The 20,022-nt window shown below is 69.7% G+C and carries 20 protein-coding genes and 1 riboswitch; of the genes, 11 read left to right on the top strand and 9 right to left on the bottom strand.

What is annotated here, in order from left to right; translation table 11 throughout:
* The first annotated feature begins 22 nt into the window (after positions 1-22).
* The gene (locus NQV15_RS17865) at positions 23-2,335 is read left to right on the top strand and encodes a leucine-rich repeat domain-containing protein (RefSeq protein WP_232402393.1); all 2,313 of its coding nucleotides are present in this window, start codon (positions 23-25) and stop codon (positions 2,333-2,335) included.
* Here NQV15_RS17865 and NQV15_RS17860 read toward each other — a convergent pair.
* Complete coding sequence (locus NQV15_RS17860; RefSeq protein ID WP_232402391.1) at positions 2,329-3,849, bottom strand: hypothetical protein; 1,521 nt, start codon at positions 3,847-3,849, stop codon at positions 2,329-2,331. The two genes, NQV15_RS17865 and NQV15_RS17860, sit on opposite strands and share 7 nt — an antisense overlap.
* A gap of 4 nt (positions 3,850-3,853) precedes the next feature.
* Here NQV15_RS17860 and NQV15_RS17855 point away from each other — a divergent pair, with 4 nt between their 5' ends.
* Entirely contained in the window at positions 3,854-4,516 is a 663-nt protein-coding gene (locus NQV15_RS17855) for a DedA family protein (RefSeq protein WP_232402389.1), read from the top strand.
* Positions 4,517-4,572: 56 nt separating this feature from the next.
* Entirely contained in the window at positions 4,573-5,259 is a 687-nt protein-coding gene (locus tag NQV15_RS17850; RefSeq protein WP_232402387.1) for a hypothetical protein, read from the top strand.
* Positions 5,260-5,263: 4 nt separating this feature from the next.
* Here NQV15_RS17850 and NQV15_RS17845 read toward each other — a convergent pair whose 3' ends face one another.
* Both NQV15_RS17845 and NQV15_RS17840 read right to left on the bottom strand, forming a co-directional pair.
* Positions 5,264-7,258: an ABC transporter ATP-binding protein gene (locus tag NQV15_RS17845; protein ID WP_232402385.1), complete on the bottom strand. Its 1,995-nt coding sequence runs from the start codon at positions 7,256-7,258 to the stop codon at positions 5,264-5,266.
* A 4-nt stretch (positions 7,259-7,262) separates the two neighbouring features.
* Complete coding sequence (locus NQV15_RS17840) at positions 7,263-7,571, bottom strand: YbaY family lipoprotein (protein ID WP_232402383.1); 309 nt, start codon at positions 7,569-7,571, stop codon at positions 7,263-7,265.
* A 102-nt stretch (positions 7,572-7,673) separates the two neighbouring features.
* Between NQV15_RS17840 and NQV15_RS17835 the strand changes: the two genes are divergently transcribed.
* Positions 7,674-8,651 (top strand): NAD-dependent epimerase/dehydratase family protein, encoded by a 978-nt coding sequence (locus tag NQV15_RS17835; protein ID WP_232402381.1) that lies wholly within the window; start codon positions 7,674-7,676, stop codon positions 8,649-8,651.
* Here the strand turns inward: NQV15_RS17835 and NQV15_RS17830 are convergent.
* The 4 genes from NQV15_RS17830 to NQV15_RS17815 form a co-directional block, all read right to left on the bottom strand.
* Positions 8,627-9,502, bottom strand: coding sequence for an SGNH hydrolase domain-containing protein (locus tag NQV15_RS17830; protein WP_232402379.1), 876 nt, complete (start codon positions 9,500-9,502; stop codon positions 8,627-8,629). The genes NQV15_RS17835 and NQV15_RS17830 overlap by 25 nt on opposite strands.
* Before the next feature lie 92 nt (positions 9,503-9,594).
* Complete coding sequence (locus NQV15_RS17825) at positions 9,595-11,787, bottom strand: heavy metal translocating P-type ATPase (RefSeq protein WP_232402376.1); 2,193 nt, start codon at positions 11,785-11,787, stop codon at positions 9,595-9,597.
* Complete coding sequence (locus NQV15_RS17820) at positions 11,784-12,020, bottom strand: heavy-metal-associated domain-containing protein (protein ID WP_232402374.1); 237 nt, start codon at positions 12,018-12,020, stop codon at positions 11,784-11,786. The genes NQV15_RS17825 and NQV15_RS17820 overlap by 4 nt, the downstream gene beginning before the upstream one ends.
* A gap of 14 nt (positions 12,021-12,034) precedes the next feature.
* Positions 12,035-12,328: a metal-sensitive transcriptional regulator gene (locus NQV15_RS17815; protein WP_232402372.1), complete on the bottom strand. Its 294-nt coding sequence runs from the start codon at positions 12,326-12,328 to the stop codon at positions 12,035-12,037.
* Between the two features lie 57 nt (positions 12,329-12,385).
* On the opposite strand from NQV15_RS17815, the gene NQV15_RS17810 reads away from it, so the two are divergent.
* Complete coding sequence (locus tag NQV15_RS17810; RefSeq protein WP_232402369.1) at positions 12,386-12,823, top strand: PaaI family thioesterase; 438 nt, start codon at positions 12,386-12,388, stop codon at positions 12,821-12,823.
* A 21-nt stretch (positions 12,824-12,844) separates the two neighbouring features.
* A riboswitch (ZMP/ZTP riboswitch) is annotated at positions 12,845-12,932 on the top strand.
* A gap of 45 nt (positions 12,933-12,977) precedes the next feature.
* Positions 12,978-14,222: a phosphoglycerate dehydrogenase gene (serA, locus tag NQV15_RS17805; RefSeq protein WP_232402367.1), complete on the top strand. Its 1,245-nt coding sequence runs from the start codon at positions 12,978-12,980 to the stop codon at positions 14,220-14,222.
* A 15-nt stretch (positions 14,223-14,237) separates the two neighbouring features.
* On the opposite strand, the gene NQV15_RS17800 is transcribed toward serA, so the two are convergent.
* Both NQV15_RS17800 and NQV15_RS17795 read right to left on the bottom strand, forming a co-directional pair.
* A complete protein-coding gene (locus NQV15_RS17800) occupies positions 14,238-14,996 on the bottom strand; it encodes a DUF4389 domain-containing protein (protein WP_232402364.1) in 759 nt (252 codons plus the stop codon).
* Between the two features lie 64 nt (positions 14,997-15,060).
* Complete coding sequence (locus NQV15_RS17795) at positions 15,061-15,864, bottom strand: NAD-dependent protein deacetylase (RefSeq protein WP_232402362.1); 804 nt, start codon at positions 15,862-15,864, stop codon at positions 15,061-15,063.
* A gap of 62 nt (positions 15,865-15,926) precedes the next feature.
* Between NQV15_RS17795 and NQV15_RS17790 the strand changes: the two genes are divergently transcribed.
* Genes NQV15_RS17790 through NQV15_RS17770 form a run of 5 tightly spaced genes read left to right on the top strand, consistent with a single transcriptional unit; the run spans position 15,927 to position 20,020 of the window.
* The gene (locus tag NQV15_RS17790; RefSeq protein ID WP_232402361.1) at positions 15,927-16,220 is read left to right on the top strand and encodes a hypothetical protein; all 294 of its coding nucleotides are present in this window, start codon (positions 15,927-15,929) and stop codon (positions 16,218-16,220) included.
* A complete protein-coding gene (locus NQV15_RS17785; RefSeq protein ID WP_232402358.1) occupies positions 16,217-17,557 on the top strand; it encodes a hypothetical protein in 1,341 nt (446 codons plus the stop codon). Before NQV15_RS17790 ends, NQV15_RS17785 begins: the two co-directional genes overlap by 4 nt.
* A complete protein-coding gene (locus NQV15_RS17780; RefSeq protein ID WP_232402355.1) occupies positions 17,554-18,822 on the top strand; it encodes a hypothetical protein in 1,269 nt (422 codons plus the stop codon). The genes NQV15_RS17785 and NQV15_RS17780 overlap by 4 nt, the downstream gene beginning before the upstream one ends.
* The gene (locus tag NQV15_RS17775; protein WP_232402353.1) at positions 18,819-19,394 is read left to right on the top strand and encodes a hypothetical protein; all 576 of its coding nucleotides are present in this window, start codon (positions 18,819-18,821) and stop codon (positions 19,392-19,394) included. Before NQV15_RS17780 ends, NQV15_RS17775 begins: the two co-directional genes overlap by 4 nt.
* Positions 19,391-20,020: a hypothetical protein gene (locus tag NQV15_RS17770; RefSeq protein WP_232402351.1), complete on the top strand. Its 630-nt coding sequence runs from the start codon at positions 19,391-19,393 to the stop codon at positions 20,018-20,020. The genes NQV15_RS17775 and NQV15_RS17770 overlap by 4 nt, the downstream gene beginning before the upstream one ends.
* The last annotated feature ends 2 nt before the right edge of the window (positions 20,021-20,022 follow it).

Raw genomic sequence — 20,022 nt, 5'->3', positions numbered from 1 at the left:
ATCAGTCGCTGAAGGAACCGAGATGGCCAGCTCGACCACCTACCGTCCCACTCATCGCCGCAACCGCAGGCAGCGCCACCGGGTGCTCCTGGCGGCTTTGGTGACAGTCTCCGTAGTCCTGCCCGGACTTTCGCCGGCAGTCGCGGACTCCGCCGCTGACCCTGCGGCAAGCGCGCCCGAGTTGGTCGCGGCGAGTCCCGTATCCGAGCAGCAGCCAGGCGATGAGGAAGCGTCGGAGCCACCTGTTGCTGAGGAACCCGAGCAGGCCGAGGTGTCCGTCGACGAGGTGCCCCAGCCGACGTCAGCCCGCTCGGCTGCCAAGCCCACGGGGGTGAAGAAGGTTGCGAGGCGTGGTGCAGCAACGGAGGTCGTCAACGGCATCGAGTATTCCTTCGACGACCAGAACCCCTCGGCGGGCGCGACCGCTATCTCCTATCCCGGAGGCGGAACGTCGGTCGTGATCCCTGACTCGGTCGGTATCGACGGCGCAACGTACCCGGTCGTGTCGGTAGGGCCGGAGGCGTTCAAATTCATGGGCATCACCTCGGTGGTGATCGGTGACAATGTGCGCACGCTCGGTGACAACGCTTTTGACGAGAACGACATCGCCTCGCTGACGCTGGGATCATCGGTGGAAACGATTGGCGACTACGCGTTCCACGACTCATTGCTGACCTCGGTGGTCATTCCGGATTCGGTCACGACGATCGGTGCAGCCGCTTTCGGTGCCAATGAGTTGATGTCCTTGACGCTGGGTCAGTCGTTGGTGACGATCGGTGCCGATGCGTTCAACCTCGGGCCTGGGGAGCCCCAGCTAGCCATCCATCTTGTGATCCCCGATTCGGTCAGGACGATCGGTGCGGGCGCATTCAGGTATCAGCCGTTGACAGGGTTGACGCTGGGATCATCGGTGGAATCGATTGGCGACTTCGCGTTCTACGACTCATTGGCGACCTCGCTGGTTATCCCCGATTCGGTCACGACGATCGGTCGGGGCGCTTTTGGTGCCAATGAGTTGATGTCCTTGACGCTGGGTCAGTCGTTGGTGACGATCGGTGCCGATGCGTTCAACGCCGCGCCGAGGGAGCCCCAGCTAGCCATCCATCTTGTGATCCCCGATTCGGTCACGACGATCGGTGCGGGCGCATTCAGGTATCAGCCGTTGACAGGGTTGACGCTGGGATCATCGGTCGAGACGATCGACGACTGGGCGTTCGGGGCTGCTGGTTCGGGGGGGAGCCTCACGATCCCCGACTCGGTACGCACGATTGGAAACTACGCTTTCACTGCGGCGGGTCTCACCTCAGTCACCTTCGGCGCAGGTCCGATCGACATTGGGGAAAGTGCGTTCGCTGAGAATCCTTTCGTTGAACTCACCCTCTCTGCGGGGGTCAGGAGCGTAGGGGGATCGGCATTCAGTGGCAGCAGGTCACCGTGGACCCTGAAGACTCTCTACGTCTTCGGCCCCGGCCCGACTGTGGCCGAAGATCGGGTGAACCCGATGGATCCAGACGACGTTCGGTACGGCTCCTTTTCTCACAATGAGGTCCGCATCATTCCGGAATGTCAGTATGCGGCCAACTTCGGATTCGAGTGGCACGGTTATCCCGTCGTGACACCGCAAGTCACGTTTGATCTGGGCGGCCATGGTGACGCGATTGCACCGCAGAAGGTCATCTGTGGCACCACTGCGACCGCACCTACGGCGCCCACCGATCAAGAACTGACGTTCGACGGCTGGCGAGTTGGGTCGGCCTCGGGAGCACGCTACGACTTCGCAACAACGGTCGAGGCCGATGTCGTCCTCTACGCTGCCTGGAAGTCAAGCGGCTCGACGCCTGTTTCACAGCTGTCAGTCGGCACTGATCGACAGGTCTACCAACCGGGCCACACGATCGTTGTGACCGGCACGAGCACGCTTGCGGCGGGCACATCTGTCGAGATCGCGCTTCACTCGGATCCGGTGGTTTTGGGCACCGTTACGGTCGATGGAGCCGGAGCGTACTCGCTCACAACGACGATCCCGGCTGGTTCAGCTCTCGGAGACCACCGAATCGTCGCTACAGCGACCGACGGCGGCTCGCCGCTCACCGCTTCAACGGCGATCCAGATCGTGTCCAATCCGCCTGTCAACGTCATCGACGATGGAGATGAGGCAACCGACGAGCCTGTCGTCGACCGAGACGATCCGGACGTGTCTGATCCGGACGAGGCGACGTCGGCGCTCCCCGCCGCAGGTGCTCGGTCGGGACTGAACGGACTCGCGTTGGCTGGCCTGCTGTGCTTGGCAGGCGGTATCGCACTGGTCAGCCGTCCGCGGGCCCTGAACTATTGATATGTGATGAGATCGGGGTGGGGCTTGACCTGGCGCCAGGTCTGCTGAGCTGTGAGCATCGGCGAGTCTTCGTCGACGAAGTTCTTCCAGCCCCACCCGACTCCACGCGGGGCCTTGGCACGTAAGTGGTGCCACGTGCCCTGCTTCGCGCCTTGAGGTCCCGAGCCATCAACGTGAATCACGGTCGCCAGCTCGGGCCGTGAGGTGTCGAGGCGACCGCGATGCTTGATCATCGAGGACGAGAACTGGTGCAGCACGAAGATCTTCTGCGGCAGGCTCTTGCTCTTGGTCAGGTCGGCAAGCCAGTCGCCGGTGCGGTTGATCTCGTCGGCGGTGACCGAGCCGATCTGCACCAGGTGCTTCTGCTTCTTGGTGAGCCTCCACTCCGGGTCGATCGCCAGGCCGACGTGCGGACGCTCGAGCAGCGACCGGTACTTCTTGGCCTGGGTCAGGAAGTCGGTGCGGCCCGGCTGCAGGTCGAGGATCACGTAGATGCCGGCCTTCTCGGCAGCATCGACGAGGGGCAGCAGCTCTGCGACAGGGGTCTCGGTCGAGTAGTTCTTGTCCTTGCCCGCTGAGGCCGAGGCGACGGTCGCGATGATCTCGAACGTCGGCACGAACTCCGCGTCCGGCGCCGCGCGCTGATACTTGCGCACGAGGCGCTCGACCCGCTTGATGGACGCCTGCACGCCCTGCTCGCCGAGGACACCGAGCTGCGGGGCGCCGGGGTGGCCGTACATCGCGGTGTACGTCGTCTTCCCGCCCAGAGCGAGATATCCGCCGGCCGGCTGCTCGATGCCCTTGCGGACGACGTCGAGCGGGTAGGCCACGTGGGCGAAGGACGACCCCAGCGCGATCACCGGGTGGTCAGGATGCTCGGCGAGGTAGCGGGCCGCCTCGGAATCGGTGCGCGGATCCGCATCGGGGACCTCGAGCACGTGCGCACCGGCGGCCCGGGCGGTCGCCACCGCGGCGGCATTGGACGATGCGGACCGGGTCATGACGATGGCGTCGGCCGTCGCGGCCGAACGCTGGCCGGCGGCCTCTCGTCGGCGGTCGATCTCCGCGGCGGCCTGCGCCTCGTCGACCGGGACCGCCGTGGCTCCCGGGACGGCTGCGACTCGACCGAAGGTCAGCACCGTCGTGGCGCCGAGGCGATCGATCTCGGCCGGCGCCTCGGGGGTGTCCAGCAGCACCGGGACGCCGAGGGTCGAGGCCGAGGTGATCGCGATCTGTTGCGCCGCGGGATCGGTCGCGTCGGCCAGCACGACGGTGGGGGACGACTCGAGCAGTCGCCGGGAGACCTCGACGGGGGCCCCGAGCCTCGTGGTCGAGACCACGTCCAGTGCCGCCGACGGGGTGGCCGAGCGGATCGCGGTCAGGGTGTCCGAGGCCGGAGCGGTCGCCGAGTCGCTCGACCCGTCCGGCCTCACCACCAGGGCGGCCGCGACCAGGACGACTGCCACCAGACCGGTCAGGATGCCTGCTCGATTGAGCCCGGAAGATACGCTCATGCCCGTGACCTTACTGACCGCCCTCACAGCCGCGGCCGACAACGCCCCCGACTCAGGGCTCGCCGGCTGGACCGTCGAGCTGATGGACAAGCTGGGTCTGTTCGGAGCCGGCCTCGCGGTCGGGATGGACAATCTCTTCCCGCCCATCCCGAGCGAGATCATCCTGCCGCTGGCGGGATTCGCCGCCAGCCAGGGGACGTTCTCCCTGGCCGGGGCGCTCGTGGCGACGACCCTGGGCTCGGTCACCGGCGCCGTCATCTTGTACTGGCTCGGCGCGATCTTCGGCCGGGACCGTGCGGCGCTCGTCTTCGAGAAGGTGCCGCTGCTCAAGGTCAGCGACATGGAGAAGACCGAGGCCTGGTTCCTCAAGCACGGCTCGGCCGCCGTCTTCTTCGGTCGTATGGTGCCGATCTTCCGCAGTCTCATCTCGTTGCCGGCAGGCGTCGAGAAGATGAGCTTCCCGCTGTTCCTGGCGCTGACGACCCTCGGCAGCGCGATCTGGAACTCGATCTTCGTCGTCGCCGGATACCGGCTGGGCAGGAACTGGGACCGGGTCGAGCCGTACGCCGACGCCTTCCAGAAGGTGGTCATCCTCGCCGTGCTGGTGGTCATCATCGGCTTCGTGGTCGTGCGGGTGCGCGAGATGCGCCGGTCCTCTGCCGGCTGAGCCGGACCGCGAACGCTCGGCATCGGGCCCGTGGGCACGCCTCCTACAGTGGTGGGATGACTTCCTCGGTGACCCGACGCCTCGTCCCCCTGGCCGCGGCCGCGCTCGTCCTGCTGAGCGCGTGCGGCGGCTCGGACGACGACGCGGACGCCAAGAAGTCCGCGAAGGCGTCGGCCACCCCCAGCGCCACCGCGGCACCGATCGACCGCGACCAGATCGCCTGCAAGAGCCTCACCGCCGCCGACCGGGCCAAGCTGGCCGGATCGGCCGTCGACGAGATCGTCGCCGCAACGGGCGCCGACGGCAGCAGCCAGTGCCGGTGGCAGAGCGACAAGGCCCTGGTCCAGGTCACCACACTGCCGGCGAAGCAGTGGGCCAAGTCGTTGCCCGCCATCGTCAAGCAGCTCGAGTCCTCCGGTGAGCTCAAGGCCGGCCAGGACAAGAAGGATCTCGACGCGGCCAAGAAGCTGCTGGCCGGGGCCGACAAGTTCACCGACAAGCAGGCCTGTGATGCCTTCGTGACGCTGGCCGAGCTCGGCGGGGAGAAGAAGGGCACCACGACGACCGTCACCACCGTGCCGATCAGCCAGACCGAGTCCGGCATCTCCGCGCAGACCTGCTCGGACGGCACCTTGACGTCGATCATCTACTCCGTGCCGGGCCTCAAGGAGACCAAGAAGATCGACCGCACCGTCCAGCAGGTGCTGGCCTCGGCCCACCAGCGGGTGACCCGGAAGGGCTGAGCCCCTAGAACGACACGTCCGCGCGACGCTCGTCCGGCGCCGGGCGGTCGCAGTACACCTCGCCGTCGGTGAACCGGACGCCGTCGGTGAACCGCGCCTCGATCCGGCCGGACCCGAACTGCTCGACGTACAGCCGCGAGTACAGCCCGCCGAGGGCGAGCAGCTCGTCGTGCGTGCCCTGCTCGACCAGGCGACCGTCCTCGAGCCCGAAGATCACGTCGGCGTTGTGGATCGTGGACAACCGGTGCGCGATCGCGATCGTCGTGCGGTTGTGCGTGGCCCGCTCCAGGGCGTCCTGCACGAGCCGCTCGGTCTCGGTGTCCAGCGCGGACGTCGCCTCGTCCAGGATCAGGATGCGCGGGTCCATCAGGAGCACGCGGGCGATCGCCAGGCGCTGCTTCTCACCGCCGCTGAGCCGGTAGCCGCGCTCGCCGGTGATCGTCTCGTAGCCCTCAGGGAACGACACGATCCGGTCGTGGATGTTGGCGTCGCGGGCGGCCTCCTCGATCTCCTCGGCGCTCGCATCGGGCTTGGCATAGGCGATGTTGTCGCGGATCGAGCCGTGGAACAGGTACGGCTCCTGCGTCACCATGCCGACCGCCTCGGCGAGCGATCCCATCGTCAGGTCGCGCACATCGGTCCCGTCGATCAGCACCGCACCCTCGTTGACGTCGTAGAACCGCGGGACCAGGTACGTCATGGTGGTCTTGCCGGAGCCGGACGGCCCGACGATGGCGGCCAGCTGGCCCGGCTTCACGGTCAGCGAGATGCCGTCGAGCGCCCAGCCCTGCTCGGGCGCGGGACCGCTGTCGATGCGCACGCCGGACTCGCCGAAGCGGTCACGGACAACCGTCCCGCTGAGGCTGCGCGGCTCGGGATAGCGGAACCGGACGTCGCGGAACTCGATCTGCCCGCGCAGCGCGTGGGGGTCGAGCTCCACGGCACCGGGACGCTCGGTGATCGCCGGCTCCAGGTCGAGGTACTCGAACAGGCGGCGGAAGAGCGCGAGGGACGTCTGGACGTCCAGGGAGACCCGCATGAGCTGGAGCAACGGCATCTGCAGCCGGGCCTGCAGGGTCGTGAACGCCACGAGCGTCCCGGCGGTCAGCTCGCTGCTGCCCTGCAGCATGAGGCCGGCGGCGAGGTAGATCAGCGCCGGGGTGATGGCGAAGAAGGTCTGCACCGTGGCGAAGAAGGCCCGACCGGTCATGGCCTGGTCGACCTGCAGCCGGGTCTGCTCCCGGTTGGCCTGCCGGTAGCGCTCGACCTCGGAGTCGGCCCGGTTGAAGACCTTGGACAGCAGGATGCCGGAGACGCTGAGGGCCTCCTCGGTGATCGCGGTCATCTCCGACAGCGACTCCTGGGTCTTGCGGGCCAGCCGCTGGCGGCGCTTGCCGACCTGCAGCTGGATGACGATGAACACCGGCATCAGGATCAGCGTCAGGATGGTCAGCTGCCACGACAAGATGACCATCGAGATGAACGCCGCGGTCACGGTCACGCTGTTCTGCAGGATCGACGTGGCGGTGTCGGTCAGCACCGTCCGGACGCCGGCGACGTCATTGGCCAGCCGCGACTGGATCGCGCCGGTCTTGGTCGCGGTGAAGAAGGCCAGCTCCATCTTCTGCAGGTGCGCGAACAGGTCGCCGCGCAGATCGGCCATCGCGGAGTTGCCGATCGTCGACGTCAGCCAGTTCTGGCCGATGCCGATCAGGGCGGTCACCACGGGTATCGCGCACATCCCCGCCACCAGCCAGGCCAGCAGGTGAGTGCGGATGTCGCCGTCCGGCGGGAACAGCGCCTTGTCGAAGATGGCCTTGGTCAGGAACGGGACGAGCGAGGTGAGCGCGGCGGACACGACGACCGCGATCGCGACGAACACCATCTTGGTGCGGTACGGCCGCAGCATCGCGGCGATGCGCCGCAGGATGGGGGCGCCGCCGGCGCGCACCTCGGCCTCGGTCAGGTGGATGACGGTTGGGCCGCCGCCCCGCGCCACCCGGTCAGTCCTCGATCTTGGTCAGCAGCACGGCGTTGGCGTCGGCGGTGACGGGCACGAGCTCGGTGGTTCCCCACACGCCGGCCTCGCTGCGCAGCGCGGCCCAGATGAACAGCTGGTCCGGATCGGGCGCGAACGCCGGATCGGCCGAGAGGCTGAACTCGGTCGGTACGGCGACCGAGCTGATCGCGGTGCCGGCCAGCACCTCGCCCTCGCCGTCCACCAGCTTGATCGTGGCGATCGCGCCCGGAGGAAGGCTGATCTTCTCGCGGAAGTAGACGGTGCCGGTGACGGTCAAGAGCTCAGAAGACATGAGAACAGGCTATGCCCGTTGCGCCAGCGGATCGCGTGCGCGCGTTGCGCCGGGAGTGAACACCGCTGTCGGTGCTGCCGGTATCCGTGCTGTGATGGGTCGATGACGACGATGCTCGTGCTGGGTGGGACCTCCTGGGTCGGTGGCTGCATCGCGCGGGAGGCGTTGGGCAGGGGCCACGACGTCACCTGCCTGGCCCGCGGCGAGTCCGGACAGGCGCCCGCCGGCGCGACCTTCGTCCGAGCGGACCGGTCGGCTCCCGGCGCCTACGATGCGGTGGCCGATCGTGCGTGGGACCTGGTCGTCGACCTGTCCCGCCAGCCCGGCCAGGTCAGGTCGGCCGTGGCGGCCCTCGGTGGTCGGGCCGGGCACTGGACGTTCGTCTCGACGGGTTCGGTGTACGCCGATCAGAGCGGACCGCTGACCGAGTCGTCCCCGCTGCTGGAACCGCTGGAGGCCGACGAGGCCACGCCCGAGGAGTACGGCCACGCCAAGGTCGCCTGTGAGCAGGCGGTGACGACGCTGCCCCGGCACCTGGTGGTCCGGGCCGGCCTGATCGGCGGTCCCGGAGATCGTTCGGACCGCTTGGGCTACTACGTCTCGCGCTTCGCGCTGGCCGGCGACCAGGACGTGCTCGTCCCGGATGTCGCGCACCAGCCGATGCAGGTCATCGACGTCCGTGACCTGGCGGCGTGGATCGTGCGCTCGGCCGAGCGAGGTGCGACCGGCATCGTCCACGGCGCCGGCAGCCGCACCACGGTGGACGAGCTGATCGCGGTGTCCGCCGAGGTCAGCGGCTTCACGGGCCGACGCGTCGTGCCGGTCGTGGACTGGCTGCACGAGCACGGCGTCCAGGAGTGGATGGGACCGCGCTCGCTGCCGTTGTGGCTGCCGGCGAGCCATCACGGCATGGGCCGGATGGACGACGCCCGTGCGATCGGGTGGGGCCTGGTGCGCCGACCGCTCGACCGCACCCTTGCCGACACCCTCGCCGACGAGCGTGACCGTGGCCTCGACCGTCCTCGCGCGGCCGGTCTGTCCCGCGCGGAGGAGCTTCAGCTGCTGGCCGAGCTGGCCTGACGGGACCGCTGGCTCAGCAGGGGGGTGAGGCGGTTGCGCAGGTAGGGGTACAACCGTCGGGCGATGGTCGCGGTCAGGTGATGGGTGTCCCGGTAGACCAGCACGTGACCCAGCACGACCCGGCACGTGCGCGAGCTGCACAGCCGAGGGTTGAGGTCGATGAGGTGCACGTCGTCGAGGCCGGTGAGCACCCGGTCACGATCCTGTTGGGTCCACACCGCCGGACCGCTCAGCGCCTTCGCCGCGGGGACGTCGCACAGGTCGGTACGGGTGCGGTGCGCCGCCACGCACGACGAGGCGAGCCACGTCGGGTGCCGGCGGTACGGCATCCCGATGTACGGCGTCGAGTTGAGCACGACCAGCTCGGACCCCGCCTTCGTCACGGACCGCCACGAGGCGCGCATGCCCTGCGCCATCGCGGCCTGGCGTTGCTCCGTGGTCGTCGCGGTCCGGGACGCCAGCGCGTACTTGGCGTACAGGGCGACGACCACCACCCGCGGCCGGTCCCTTCGGAGCCGGGACAGGACCCGGTCGTTCCACCGGGCGCAGGAGGCGTACCGCCGACCCGTCCGCGCCTGGGGGACAGCGGCCTGGGTGAACGGACAGGCGGACTTCGTGTGGGCCACGATCCGCCACTTCGCGGCCTTGCCGTAGCGATCCAGGGTGGGCAGCCACTGGCGGGCCTTGGAGTCCCCGACCAGGGTGATCGTCCGCTTGGCCCGCTTGTCGCCGTAGACGCAGCCCCGCGGAGTGGTGCGGCTCTGGTCCAGGTGGCACCCGTTGGTGTAGCCGGGAGGCAGGTCCGCCGCAGCCCGCGAGGGGGCGGGCCGTGTCGCGACGGACGCTGACACGGTCTCGTGCCGTACCGGACCCGGGAGACCGAGAACCAGGAGTACGGCGCACCACCACGCGCACATTCTGTGACGATGCCACGGCAGGGACGTCAGGACCCGGGCCGAAAGTCCCTGAGTCGCAGACTGTTGGTCACCACGAGCACGCTGCTGAATGCCATCGCCAGGCCGGCGATGAGCGGGTTGAGGTAGCCCAGGGCGGCCAGCGGGATCGCGGCGATGTTGTAGGCGAAGGCCCAGAACAGATTGCCCTTGATGGTCCGCAGCGTCGCCCGGGACAGCCGGACCGCGTCGACCGCGGTCGCCAGATCGCCCTTGACCAGGGTGAGGTCGGAGGCCTGGATCGCCACATCGGTGCCCGTGCCCATCGCGATGCCCAGATCGGCGGCCGCCAGGGCGGCCGCGTCGTTGACGCCGTCGCCGACCATCGCGACGGCGCGGCCCTCGGCCTGGAGGTCGCGGACGACCCGCAGCTTGTCGGCCGGCGTCACGTCCGCGACGACCCGGTCGATGCCGACCTGCGCGGCGACGGCGTGGGCCACGGCCGCGCTGTCGCCGGTGAGCAGCACCGGCTCCAGGCCGAGGGCGCGCAGATCGCTGACGGCCTGCGCTGACGTCGGCTTGACCGGGTCGCTGACCGTGATCGTCCCGCGCCAGCGGCCGTCCCATGCGACGGCAACGGTCGTGCCGTCCGGTGCGGGCCCGGACGGCACCTCGACACCGTGCTCGCGCAGCCACAACGGGCGACCGATGAGCGCCGCTCGTCCGCCGACGGTTCCGGTGACGCCGAAACCGGTGTGGCTCGCGAACGACTCGACCGGCGCCGGGTCGGCCAGCGCCGCGATCGCGCGGGCGATGGGGTGCTCGGAGGCGTGCTCGAGGGAGGCGGCGACGAGGCGGAGCTCGCCGGCGTCGACGCCGGCGGCGGGCTCGACCGCCGACACCTGCATCTGACCCGTGGTCACGGTGCCGGTCTTGTCCAGGACGACGGTGTCGATCGTGCGGGTCGACTCGAGCACCTGCGGGCCCTTGATGAGGATGCCCAGCTGCGCCGCGCGGCCGGTGCCGACGAGCAGGGCGGTCGGCGTGGCCAGCCCGAGGGCGCAGGGGCAGGCGATGATCAGCACCGCGACGGCGGCGGTGAACGACTCGGTCCACGTGGACCCGGCCAGCTGCCAGCCCGCGAGCGTGCCGAGCGACAACAGGATGACCGCCGGCACGAACCACGCCGAGACGCGGTCGGCCAGTCGCTGCACGTCTGCCTTGCCCTCCTGGGCCTGCTCGACGAGCCGCGCCATCTGGGCCAGCTGGGTGTCGGCGCCGACGGCGGTGGCGCGAACCATCAGGCGTCCGCCCTGGTTGACCGTGGCACCGGTGACGGTGCTGCCCGGCGTCACGTCGACGGGGACGGACTCGCCGGTCAGCATCGACTCGTCGACCGACGACGCGCCGTCCTCGACGATGCCGTCGGTCGCGATCTTCTCGCCGGGACGCACCACGAACACATCGCCCGCGTGCAGGTCGGCCGGGGCGATCTGGGTCTCTCGGCCGTCGCGCAGGACCGTGACCTCACGCACCCCCAGGTCCATGAGGGCGCGCAGGGCCGCGCTCGACTTCGTCTTGGCGCTGGCCTCCAGGTAGTGACCGGCCAGGATGAACACCGTGACGGCGGCGGCGACCTCCAGGTAGATCTCGTCGTGGCCGGCGCCGGACGAGAACAGGTCGAAGCTCATCGTCATGCCGGGCATGCCGGCGTCCCCGATGAACAGGGCCCACAACGACCACAGCCAGGCCGCGCCGACCCCGACGCTGACCAGGGTGTCCATCGTGACGGCGCCGTGACGGGCATTCGTCCAAGCAGCGCGGTGGAAGGGATAGGCGCCCCACACCACGACGGGGGAGGCGAGGGTGAGCGCCAGCCACTGCCAGTTGTCGAACTGCCAGGCCGGCACCATCGAGAGCACGACGACGGGCAGCGCCAAGACGGCCGAGATGCGCAGGCGCTGCAGCAAGGACGCTTCGCCCCCTGAGCCTTTCGCTTCGCCCCCTGAGCCTGTCGAAGGGAGCGCCGGCTCGGGCAGCTTCGCCGCGTACCCGGTCTTGGCGACGGTGTCGATGAGGGTCTGCACGTCGACGCCGTCCTCGAGGTGGACGGTCGCCTTCTCGGTCGCGTAGTTGACCGTCGCCGAGACGCCGTCGAGCTTGTTGAGCTTCTTCTCGACCCGCATCGCGCACGACGTGCAGGTCATGCCGGCGATGTCCAGCTTGATGGTGCCTGTCGTCATGCCAGGGGCAGGTCGCGAGGACCTGCCAGCGCGTACCCCGCCTCGTCGACGGCCTCGGCGACCGCGGCGGTGTCCAGGGGGGCGCTGCTCTCGACGGTGACGTCGGAGGTTCCGCCGGCGACCAGGTCGATGCTGACCGCGGTGACGCCGTCGAGGGCGGTGAGCTCCTCGGTGACGGCGGCGACGCAGTGCTCGCAGGTCATGCCGGTGACGCGGTAGGTGCTGCTGCTCATGGGTGGGTGTCCTCTCAGGAACGAACGAGACGCGCGATCGCGTCGGATGCTTCCTTGACCTTGATGTCGGCCTGGTCGCCGCCGGCCCGGGCCGCGTCGACGACACAGTGGGCCAGGTGCTCATCGAGCAGCTTGAGCGCGACGGACTCCAGGGCCTTGGTCGTCGCGGAGACCTGGGTCAGGACGTCGATGCAGTAGGTGTCGTCCTCGACCATGCGGGTCAGCCCGCGCACCTGTCCCTCGATGCGTCGCAGTCGCTTGAGGACGGCGATCTTGTCGTCGGAGTATCCGGGTGCTGCGTGGTCCATAAGGGCGACGATACCCCCAGGGGGTATGCCGTTCAAGGGCCCCCTAGGGTTGGAGCCATGACTGAGATCCCCGGACTGGACGGCATGCTGGGCGTCGAGCACATCGAGGCCGGCCCCGACAAGGTCGTGGCGCGCTTCGAGATCGGGCCGCAGCACCTGCAGCCCTTCGGCATCCCGCACGGCGGCGTCTACTGCGCCGTCCACGAGTCGACCGCCAGCGTCGCGGGGCACATCTGGCTCCAGACCGTGGGCAAGGGGGTCGTGGTCGGCACCAACAACTCGACCGACTTCCTCCGTCAGGCCGCACCGGGTGATGTCATCACCGTCACGGCGACGCCGATCCACCGCGGGCGCAGCCAGCAGCTCTGGCACGTCGACTCGACCGACCAGGACGGCCGCCTCGTGGCCCAGGGTCAGGTGCGCCTGGCCAACCTGGACCGCGACGTCCCCGCCGAGGTGCTGGCCCAGTTCGCGGACGCCTACAAGAAGCTGTAGGAGTCGCCGCTAGACTGGCGGCCAAGCAGACGCGACTGGCGTTCAGGTGGGTACCACCGGGGAGCGACTGCGACACACGACATCGGGACCGTTCGCCTGGGCCCCACGTCAGCCGAGTTCCGCTGACCTGGAGGCACCAGAGATGATGATGACCATGACGACCACTGAACCGTTCCCCACCGCCCGGCTGGCGGACGAGGACGTCCGCGTCCTGCTGCTGGAGAACATCCACACCGACGGCGCCGACTTCCTGCGTGGCAAGGGCTTCCAGGTGGAGACCCGCGACGGTGCGCTCGGCGAGGACGAGCTCATCGAGGCGATCCAGGGCGTGCACCTGCTGGGCATCCGGTCCACGACCTATGTCACCGAGAAGGTCCTGGACGCGGCGCCCGACCTGCTCGCGATCGGTGCGTTCTGCATCGGCACCAACCAGATCGACCTCGCGGCCGCGACCGCACGGGGTGTCGCGGTGTTCAACGCCCCGTACTCCAACACCCGCAGCGTCGTCGAGCTCGCGATCGCCGAGATCATCTCGCTCGCGCGCCGGCTGCACGAGAAGTCCACCGACATGCACAACGGGGTGTGGAACAAGTCGGCCGCCGGCAGCCACGAGATCCGCGGGCGCACGCTGGGCATCATCGGCTACGGCAACATCGGCAGCCAGCTGTCGGTCATCGCCGAGGCGCTGGGCCTCTCGGTGGTCTTCTACGACATCGACGACAAGCTCGCGCTCGGCAACGCGAAGCGCTGCTCGACGCTGGAGGAGCTGCTCGCGGTCGCGGACGTCGTGACGCTGCACGTCGACGGACGTCCCGGCAACGCCGGCCTGTTCGGTGACGACGAGATGTCCCAGATGAAGCCGCGGTCGCTGTTCCTGAACCTGTCGCGCGGCATCGCGGTCGACACCGCGGCCCTGCGCAAGCACCTGGAGTCCGGCCACATCGCCGGCGCCGCGGTCGACGTCTTCCCGATCGAGCCCAAGCGCCAGGGCGACCAGTTCGACTCGGACCTGCGTGGCCTCAAGAACGTCATCCTGACCCCGCACGTGGGTGGGTCGACCGAGGAGGCGCAGCAGGACATCGGCCGCTTCGTCGCCTCCAAGCTGCGCTCGTACGCCGCCTTCGGCGGGACGTCGCTGAGCGTCAACATGCCGGGCATCAACCTGCCCGCCGACCTGGACAAGCACCGGCTGGCGCTCGTGCACCGCAACGCCCCGGGCGTCCTGGCCCGCATCAACGCGGTGCTCGGCGAGCACGGCGTCAACCTCGAGGCCCAGTCGCTGTCGACCCGTGGCGAGATCGGCTACGTGCTCACCGACGTGGCCGAGGAGGTCGGTCCCGAGGTGCTGGCCGAGCTCGCGGCACTGCCCGAGACCGTGCGCCTGCGCCAGCTGAGCTGACGCAGGCGCAGCCGGCTACTCGAAGCCGAACGGCGGGAACTCGTCGGTCACCAGGTAGGCGTAGGCGCTGAAGCGGGTCGACCAGCGGATGAAGCCGACCATGAACGACTCCAGGCCCGCGGGCCAGCGACCGAGGATGATGACGGCGAACCAGCCGATGATCGCCACGACGTACAGCGCGATGAACAAGAAGAACGCCACGATCGAGTGCGGGATCAGCAGGAACATCCGGAAGAAGATCGTGAGCCGGCTGCGGTTCTCGATCGCCGGGACGACGTCCACGCGGGTGCGGGGGTCGTTGCCCGGATCGGCGAAGTCGGTGTCGAAGGAGAACGGCGGGTACTCCTCGCGCATGAACATCAGGTACGTCTGCAGCCGTGCCGAGTAGCGCAGGTAGGCGATGATCAGCCCCTGCATGCCCGCGGGCACCTTGCCGGCGAACACGCCCGCGAACCAGGCGACGAACACCAGCACGCTGGCCACGATGCTCAGGATGTAGAGCATGAAGAAGTGCGGGATCGCCAGCAGCCAGTGCACCAGCGGGCGCCAGCGGGCGATCTTGCCCGGGCTCGCGAACTGGAACGAGACCGGGTAGCCGCTGGCCGCTGGGTAGGACGGCGGGGCGGTGTAGGCCGGCGGCTGGTGGGGCGGAGGCACCGAGCCGTACGCGGGCGGCGGCGGCACCGAGCCGTACGCGGGCGGCGGCGGGGGCGCGCCGTACGGGGGCGGGACGGGCGGCTGTCCGGGCGGCGGCGGAGGTGCGGAGTCGCTCATGGGGTGCCCTTTCTGGCGGGAGTGCGGTCAGAGGCACCGTAGCGGCAACTCGGGCCTGCCTCGCTCAGCCGGTGGACACGCCGACCGCGCGGAGCGTCTCGGCGCAGCCGGCATCGACCTTGAGCGTCGCGAGGTCGTCGCCGCGGGTGGTTCCGCGGTTGACGATCACGATCGGGATGCCCCGCTTGTGGGCCGCCTTGACGAACCGCAGCCCCGACATGACCTGCAGCGACGAGCCCAGGACGACCAGGGACTCGGCCTCGGCCACGAGCGCATAGCTGCGCTCGACCCGGTCCTTGGGGACGTTCTCGCCGAAGAAGACCACATCGGGCTTGAGGTCTCCGCCGCACCGCAGGCACTCGGCCACCACGAAGTCGGCGGTGTCGGCCAGCACGACGTCGCCGTCGGGGGCGAACTCGCCGATACGGTCCTCGTAGCCGGGATTGAGGGCGGACAGCCGGTCGTGGAGCTCGGCGCGCGAGGTCACCTGGTGGCACGCCAGGCAGACGACCCGGTCGATCCGGCCGTGCAGGTCGATCACGTCACGATGCCCGGCGCGCTCGTGCAGGCCGTCGACGTTCTGGGTGATGAGGCCGGTGAGTCGTCCGGCCGCCTGCATCGACACCAGGGTGCGATGGGTCAGGTTCGGCTCGGCCTGCCGCATCCGGCTCCACCCCACGTGCGCGCGGGCCCAGTAGCGCTGCCGGGCCTCGGGCGTCCGGATGAACTCCTGGTAGGTCATCGGGGTGCGCGGAGGCGAGTCCGGGCCCCGGTAGTCCGGGATACCGGAGTCCGTCGAGACCCCGGCGCCGGTGAGAACCAGCCAGCGCCGGTCACCGAGGACCTCGTGCCACCGTCGCTCGTCCACCCTTCAAGCCTACGGACCCAGGCCCGGACGCCCGGGCGAAGAGTGTCGTAGCATCTGCTGCCATGGGGGATCTGGAAGTGGCGACGACGGAGCTGCGCGGCCTGTCCAAGAAGCTGGCGGGGCTGTCGAAGGACATGACGGACAACGACGGCAAGGTCGAGTACACCCGTGCCCAGCTGGGGCACAGTGCGGTCGTCGGAGCGATGGACACCTTCCACTCCAACTGGGACCACAACCGCGACTACGTGTGCGGCAAGCTCGACACGTTGGGCGAGCTGGCCGAGCAGGCCGCCGACGGCTTCGAGGAGACCGACGAGGACCTGGCCCGCCAGATCGCCGAGGTGATGGAGAAGTGACCGCCCGCAGCGGGGAGTGGCACCTGGTCGGGCGCGACGGCGATCCCGTCCCGGCCAGCGAGCACGATGTCGACGTGGTCGCGCGGGAGATGGCCTCTCGGGCGACGGCTGCCGGCGATGTCAAGGACGTGCTGTCCGCGCTGGCCAAGCTCGACGGGTGGAAGGGCGATGCGGCCGAGGTCTTCGCCCAGAAGGCCGAGGAGGTGCTGGACAACCTGGGCAAGGTCGTCGACCGGTACGAGTCGGTCGCCGAGGCACTGACGTCCTGGGCCACGGAGGTGGGCACCGCCCGGACGGACACACGGAGGGCGCTGCAGGACGCGGAGGCCGCGCAGCAGACCATCGACACGAACCCCGAGACGACGCCGGTCCCCGGCGAGGAGCTGACCCCGGACCAGGAGTCCGCCAACACACGTCGTGAAAACGCCCAGGCCGATCTCACGGCGGCCTGCACCGCGCTGAACAATGCGATGCACGCTCTGGATGCGGCCGCGGATCGCGCGAAGAACAGCATCGAGGACGCCGCCGACAAGTGGGACGACGGCCGGTTCGCCGGGCTCAAGAACTGGATCCGCGAGCACGCCGACATCATCGACCTGCTCGTGACGATCCTGGAGGTCATCTCGATCATCGTCGGGGTGGTCCTGTTCATCGCGGTGGTCTTCTTCACGGCACCGGTCTGGCTCGTCGTGGCCGCGGTGGCCGTCGCGGCGGCGGTCCTGGTGGGCGTCACGATGCTGGCGGCGGCCGACACCGGCAAGCGGGACTGGAAGGACGTCGGCATGGCTGCCATCGGCCTGGCCCTGACCGTCGGCGGCATGGGGCTGACCACGCTCGCCGCCAAGGGCCTGACCAGGTTGGTGCCCCAGGTCGCCTCGCGCGTCGGCACCGCCGCTGCCAACGCCACCCGCGCGGCGTGGGCGCAGCGTCTCTCGACGTGGCAGGCCTTCCAGAACGCGTCTCGTATCGCCAACCCGGCCAACAACCTGGCTCGTTGGGCAGCAGGGGTCCGCGGCAACATGGGCGCTGCGATCCAGGCCGCCGACGATGCCGGACGGGCGACGGTCGAGGCGCTGGGCGCGTTGCCGACGACCCGTGTGACCCGGCTGCTCACCCAGGACGCGGGGCTCGCGCAGTCCCTCACGACGTTGCGGTCCCTGAAGAACCTGGGGCTGCACGGTGACGAGCTGGCTCAGGCGACCCGGCTGACGGCGCAGATCAATGCCGCCATCGCCGCGAACCTGAGCAACCTTGGCCTGATGATCGAGCAGGCCCCCGGCACGCTCCAGCATGCCGTGGACGTGGCGCACCACCCCACGTGGACCACTCGTCCGTGACGCGGACGAGGGCCGAGGTCCGCGTCGTCGTCGGGTTCGGGCTCGACATCGAGATGGCGAGGCAGACCCGTGTCCGCATCGATGCGGGAGGCGATCTGGTCGTGTCCCGTCCCGGCGCCTCACCACGCGTGGTCGCGCGGTCGACCGACGTGACGAAGACCGTGTGGCTCGACGGCAGCGAGACGGCCCGGATCTTCGCCGGTCCGTGGTCCCGCCTGCTCCTGCGGATCAACCGGGGCCTGCGACCGCTGGCCGTGGACGGCGTGCCCGTCTGGATGATGAGCGGCTCGTGCGTCGTGCTGACCGATCGAGGTCCTGTCGCGGCCTGGTTGATCGACGAGACGGCCCCGACCGCGGGCGACCCGTCGCACAAGCGGCACCAGAGCGGATCGGTGGCACTGGCCCGCGGTCTGGGTGGTGTCCTGGAGCCGGCATCGCCGGACGTGGTCATCGACCGGCGTGCCGTGCGGCGGGTGGCCGTGCGTGGCAGCACGATGGCGACGCGTGTCCCGGTCGTCGAGTCCCTCGCGGTGCTGGCGGCACTGATCCTGTCCGGGAGGGCGTGGGCCGGCTTCGACGGCGATGACGTCCGCGTGGGCGCCGTGCTGGCCCTCGTGCTCGCGGTGCCGGTGGCCATCGGGTCCGTCGTCCGGCGGCAGCGTGCCATCCGCCTCATGTCGACGCCGCCGGAGCCGCGCGACCGGGTCGTCTACCGTCCGCCGGGACGTGCCGACGGTGACCTCGTCCAGCTCCAGCTCGGTCCGGACGATGTCGTCGCCGTCAGCGGAGCCGGATCCGAGATCTGGCTCCCCGGGCCGGCGGTGACCGGCGGTGTCGCTCGGATCCAGGTCGTCCACGACCAGCTCATGGTGCTGGGCGCGGACGGTGGCCTGCTGCAGCTGCTGCCCACGGACCGGTTCGCTCCCGATGTCGCCAGTTGTGAGGCGCTCGACGCGGCTGCCGCCCCTGCCGATGTCCGGGTCGACATCCTGGAGCCGCCACCAGGTGTCGCGGCCCCGCCCGCTGTCAGCGAGCTGCTCCGCAGGGGGTCGTGGCAGAACGGCGACGCGTCCCCGCTCCAGGCATGGCTCCTGGGGATCGTGGGGCTGTTCCTGGTGGTGGCCGGACTCGCGACCGGCGATCAGCATCCACTGCTCGGGCGGGTGGTGTCCGCGGGTGGCGTGCTCGTCGTCGCTGCGTGGGTCTGGACCCGCTGGGCTCTGCGCCACTGGGTGAGGTCGGTCGAACGAAGGGTGAGGACATGAACGAGCACATCGAGCTCGGCGAGCATGCGTACTGGGCGCCGATCCCGCTGGACGAGGACCCGGAGGTGATCCGGCAGCGGTACGCGGCCGGCTTCACGTCCTCGACGCTGGACGCCGATGCCGGTGCGGCGGCGATGGCCGGCGTCGCGGCGCAGCTGCAGGCTCCGACCGCCGACGGCACCGTCAACCTGGCGGCGTGGGCCCGGGTGGGTGTCCCGAACGAGCTCGACGTCCAGGCGTTCGCTGCCCTGCGGGTCGTGCCGCTCGAGGAGGACGCGCGCGACGAGGACGTCATCGCCTTGCTGACCGAGGGCCACGAGCTCTACCAGGAGCCCGTCGTCGAGACGCTCTCCACGCGATCCGGTGACGCCTTGTCGGTGCGTGTCCGGCCGCTCGTGCACGCCGAGGACGGACAGATCGAGGTGCACCAGATCAACACCGTGCTGTGGTCCCGCCCGCAGCACGCGGCCCTGTTCGTGCTGTCGTCCTACGAGACCGACCTGGTGGAGGCGACCGCAGCGGCGATCCTGCTCGACGAGCTCGCCGCCGGCATCGGCGGGATGTCGTCGTGAGCAGCGCGACGGATCGCGGGCCGCGCAGCCGGACGGTCGATCCGGCAGACGACTGGCGGTTGCTGCTGCCACCGACCTGGCTGACGATCCCCACCGAGCCGGAAGCCGGACGGGTCGTGGTGTCCCGGCTGATCGACCGGATGATGGAGGGCAAGCCGCGCGACGCGTTGATCGACGTCCGGGTCGAGCTGGACCGCACGCTGCGCCGCCAGCTGGCCGATGCTGCCCGGGCTGGCGCGACCCATGTCCACGCCCTGTCCGAGCCACTGGCCGGCGTGCCGGTCTCGGCGAGCCTGACCGTCTCGCCCATCCGCACACCGGGCCATCCCGACGAGCTCGCCTCCGCGCTGAACCTGGTGCTCGGCGACGGTCACGGCGTGCTCGAGCACGGCTACGCGCAGGCGGGCAGCCACCCGGCCCTGCGCCGCGTCCGCCGCGTCCCGGTCCCGCAGGACCTCACGCACGGCAAGGAGCTGATGTCGACGTGTGTCGACTACGTCGTCCCGACGTCCGACCGCTCGGTCCTGCTGCTGGCGTTCAGCACCACGACCTGGCAGATCGAGGAGGAGCTGGTGGCGTTGTTCGACGCGATCGCGTCGACGCTGCACCAGGGCGCGCCGGCCTGACC

Source organism: Aeromicrobium wangtongii, assembly GCF_024584515.1.
Taxonomy (GTDB): domain Bacteria; phylum Actinomycetota; class Actinomycetes; order Propionibacteriales; family Nocardioidaceae; genus Aeromicrobium; species Aeromicrobium wangtongii.
Note: the sequence above shows the minus strand (reverse complement) of the source record. Positions and strands in the feature narration are given on the sequence as shown.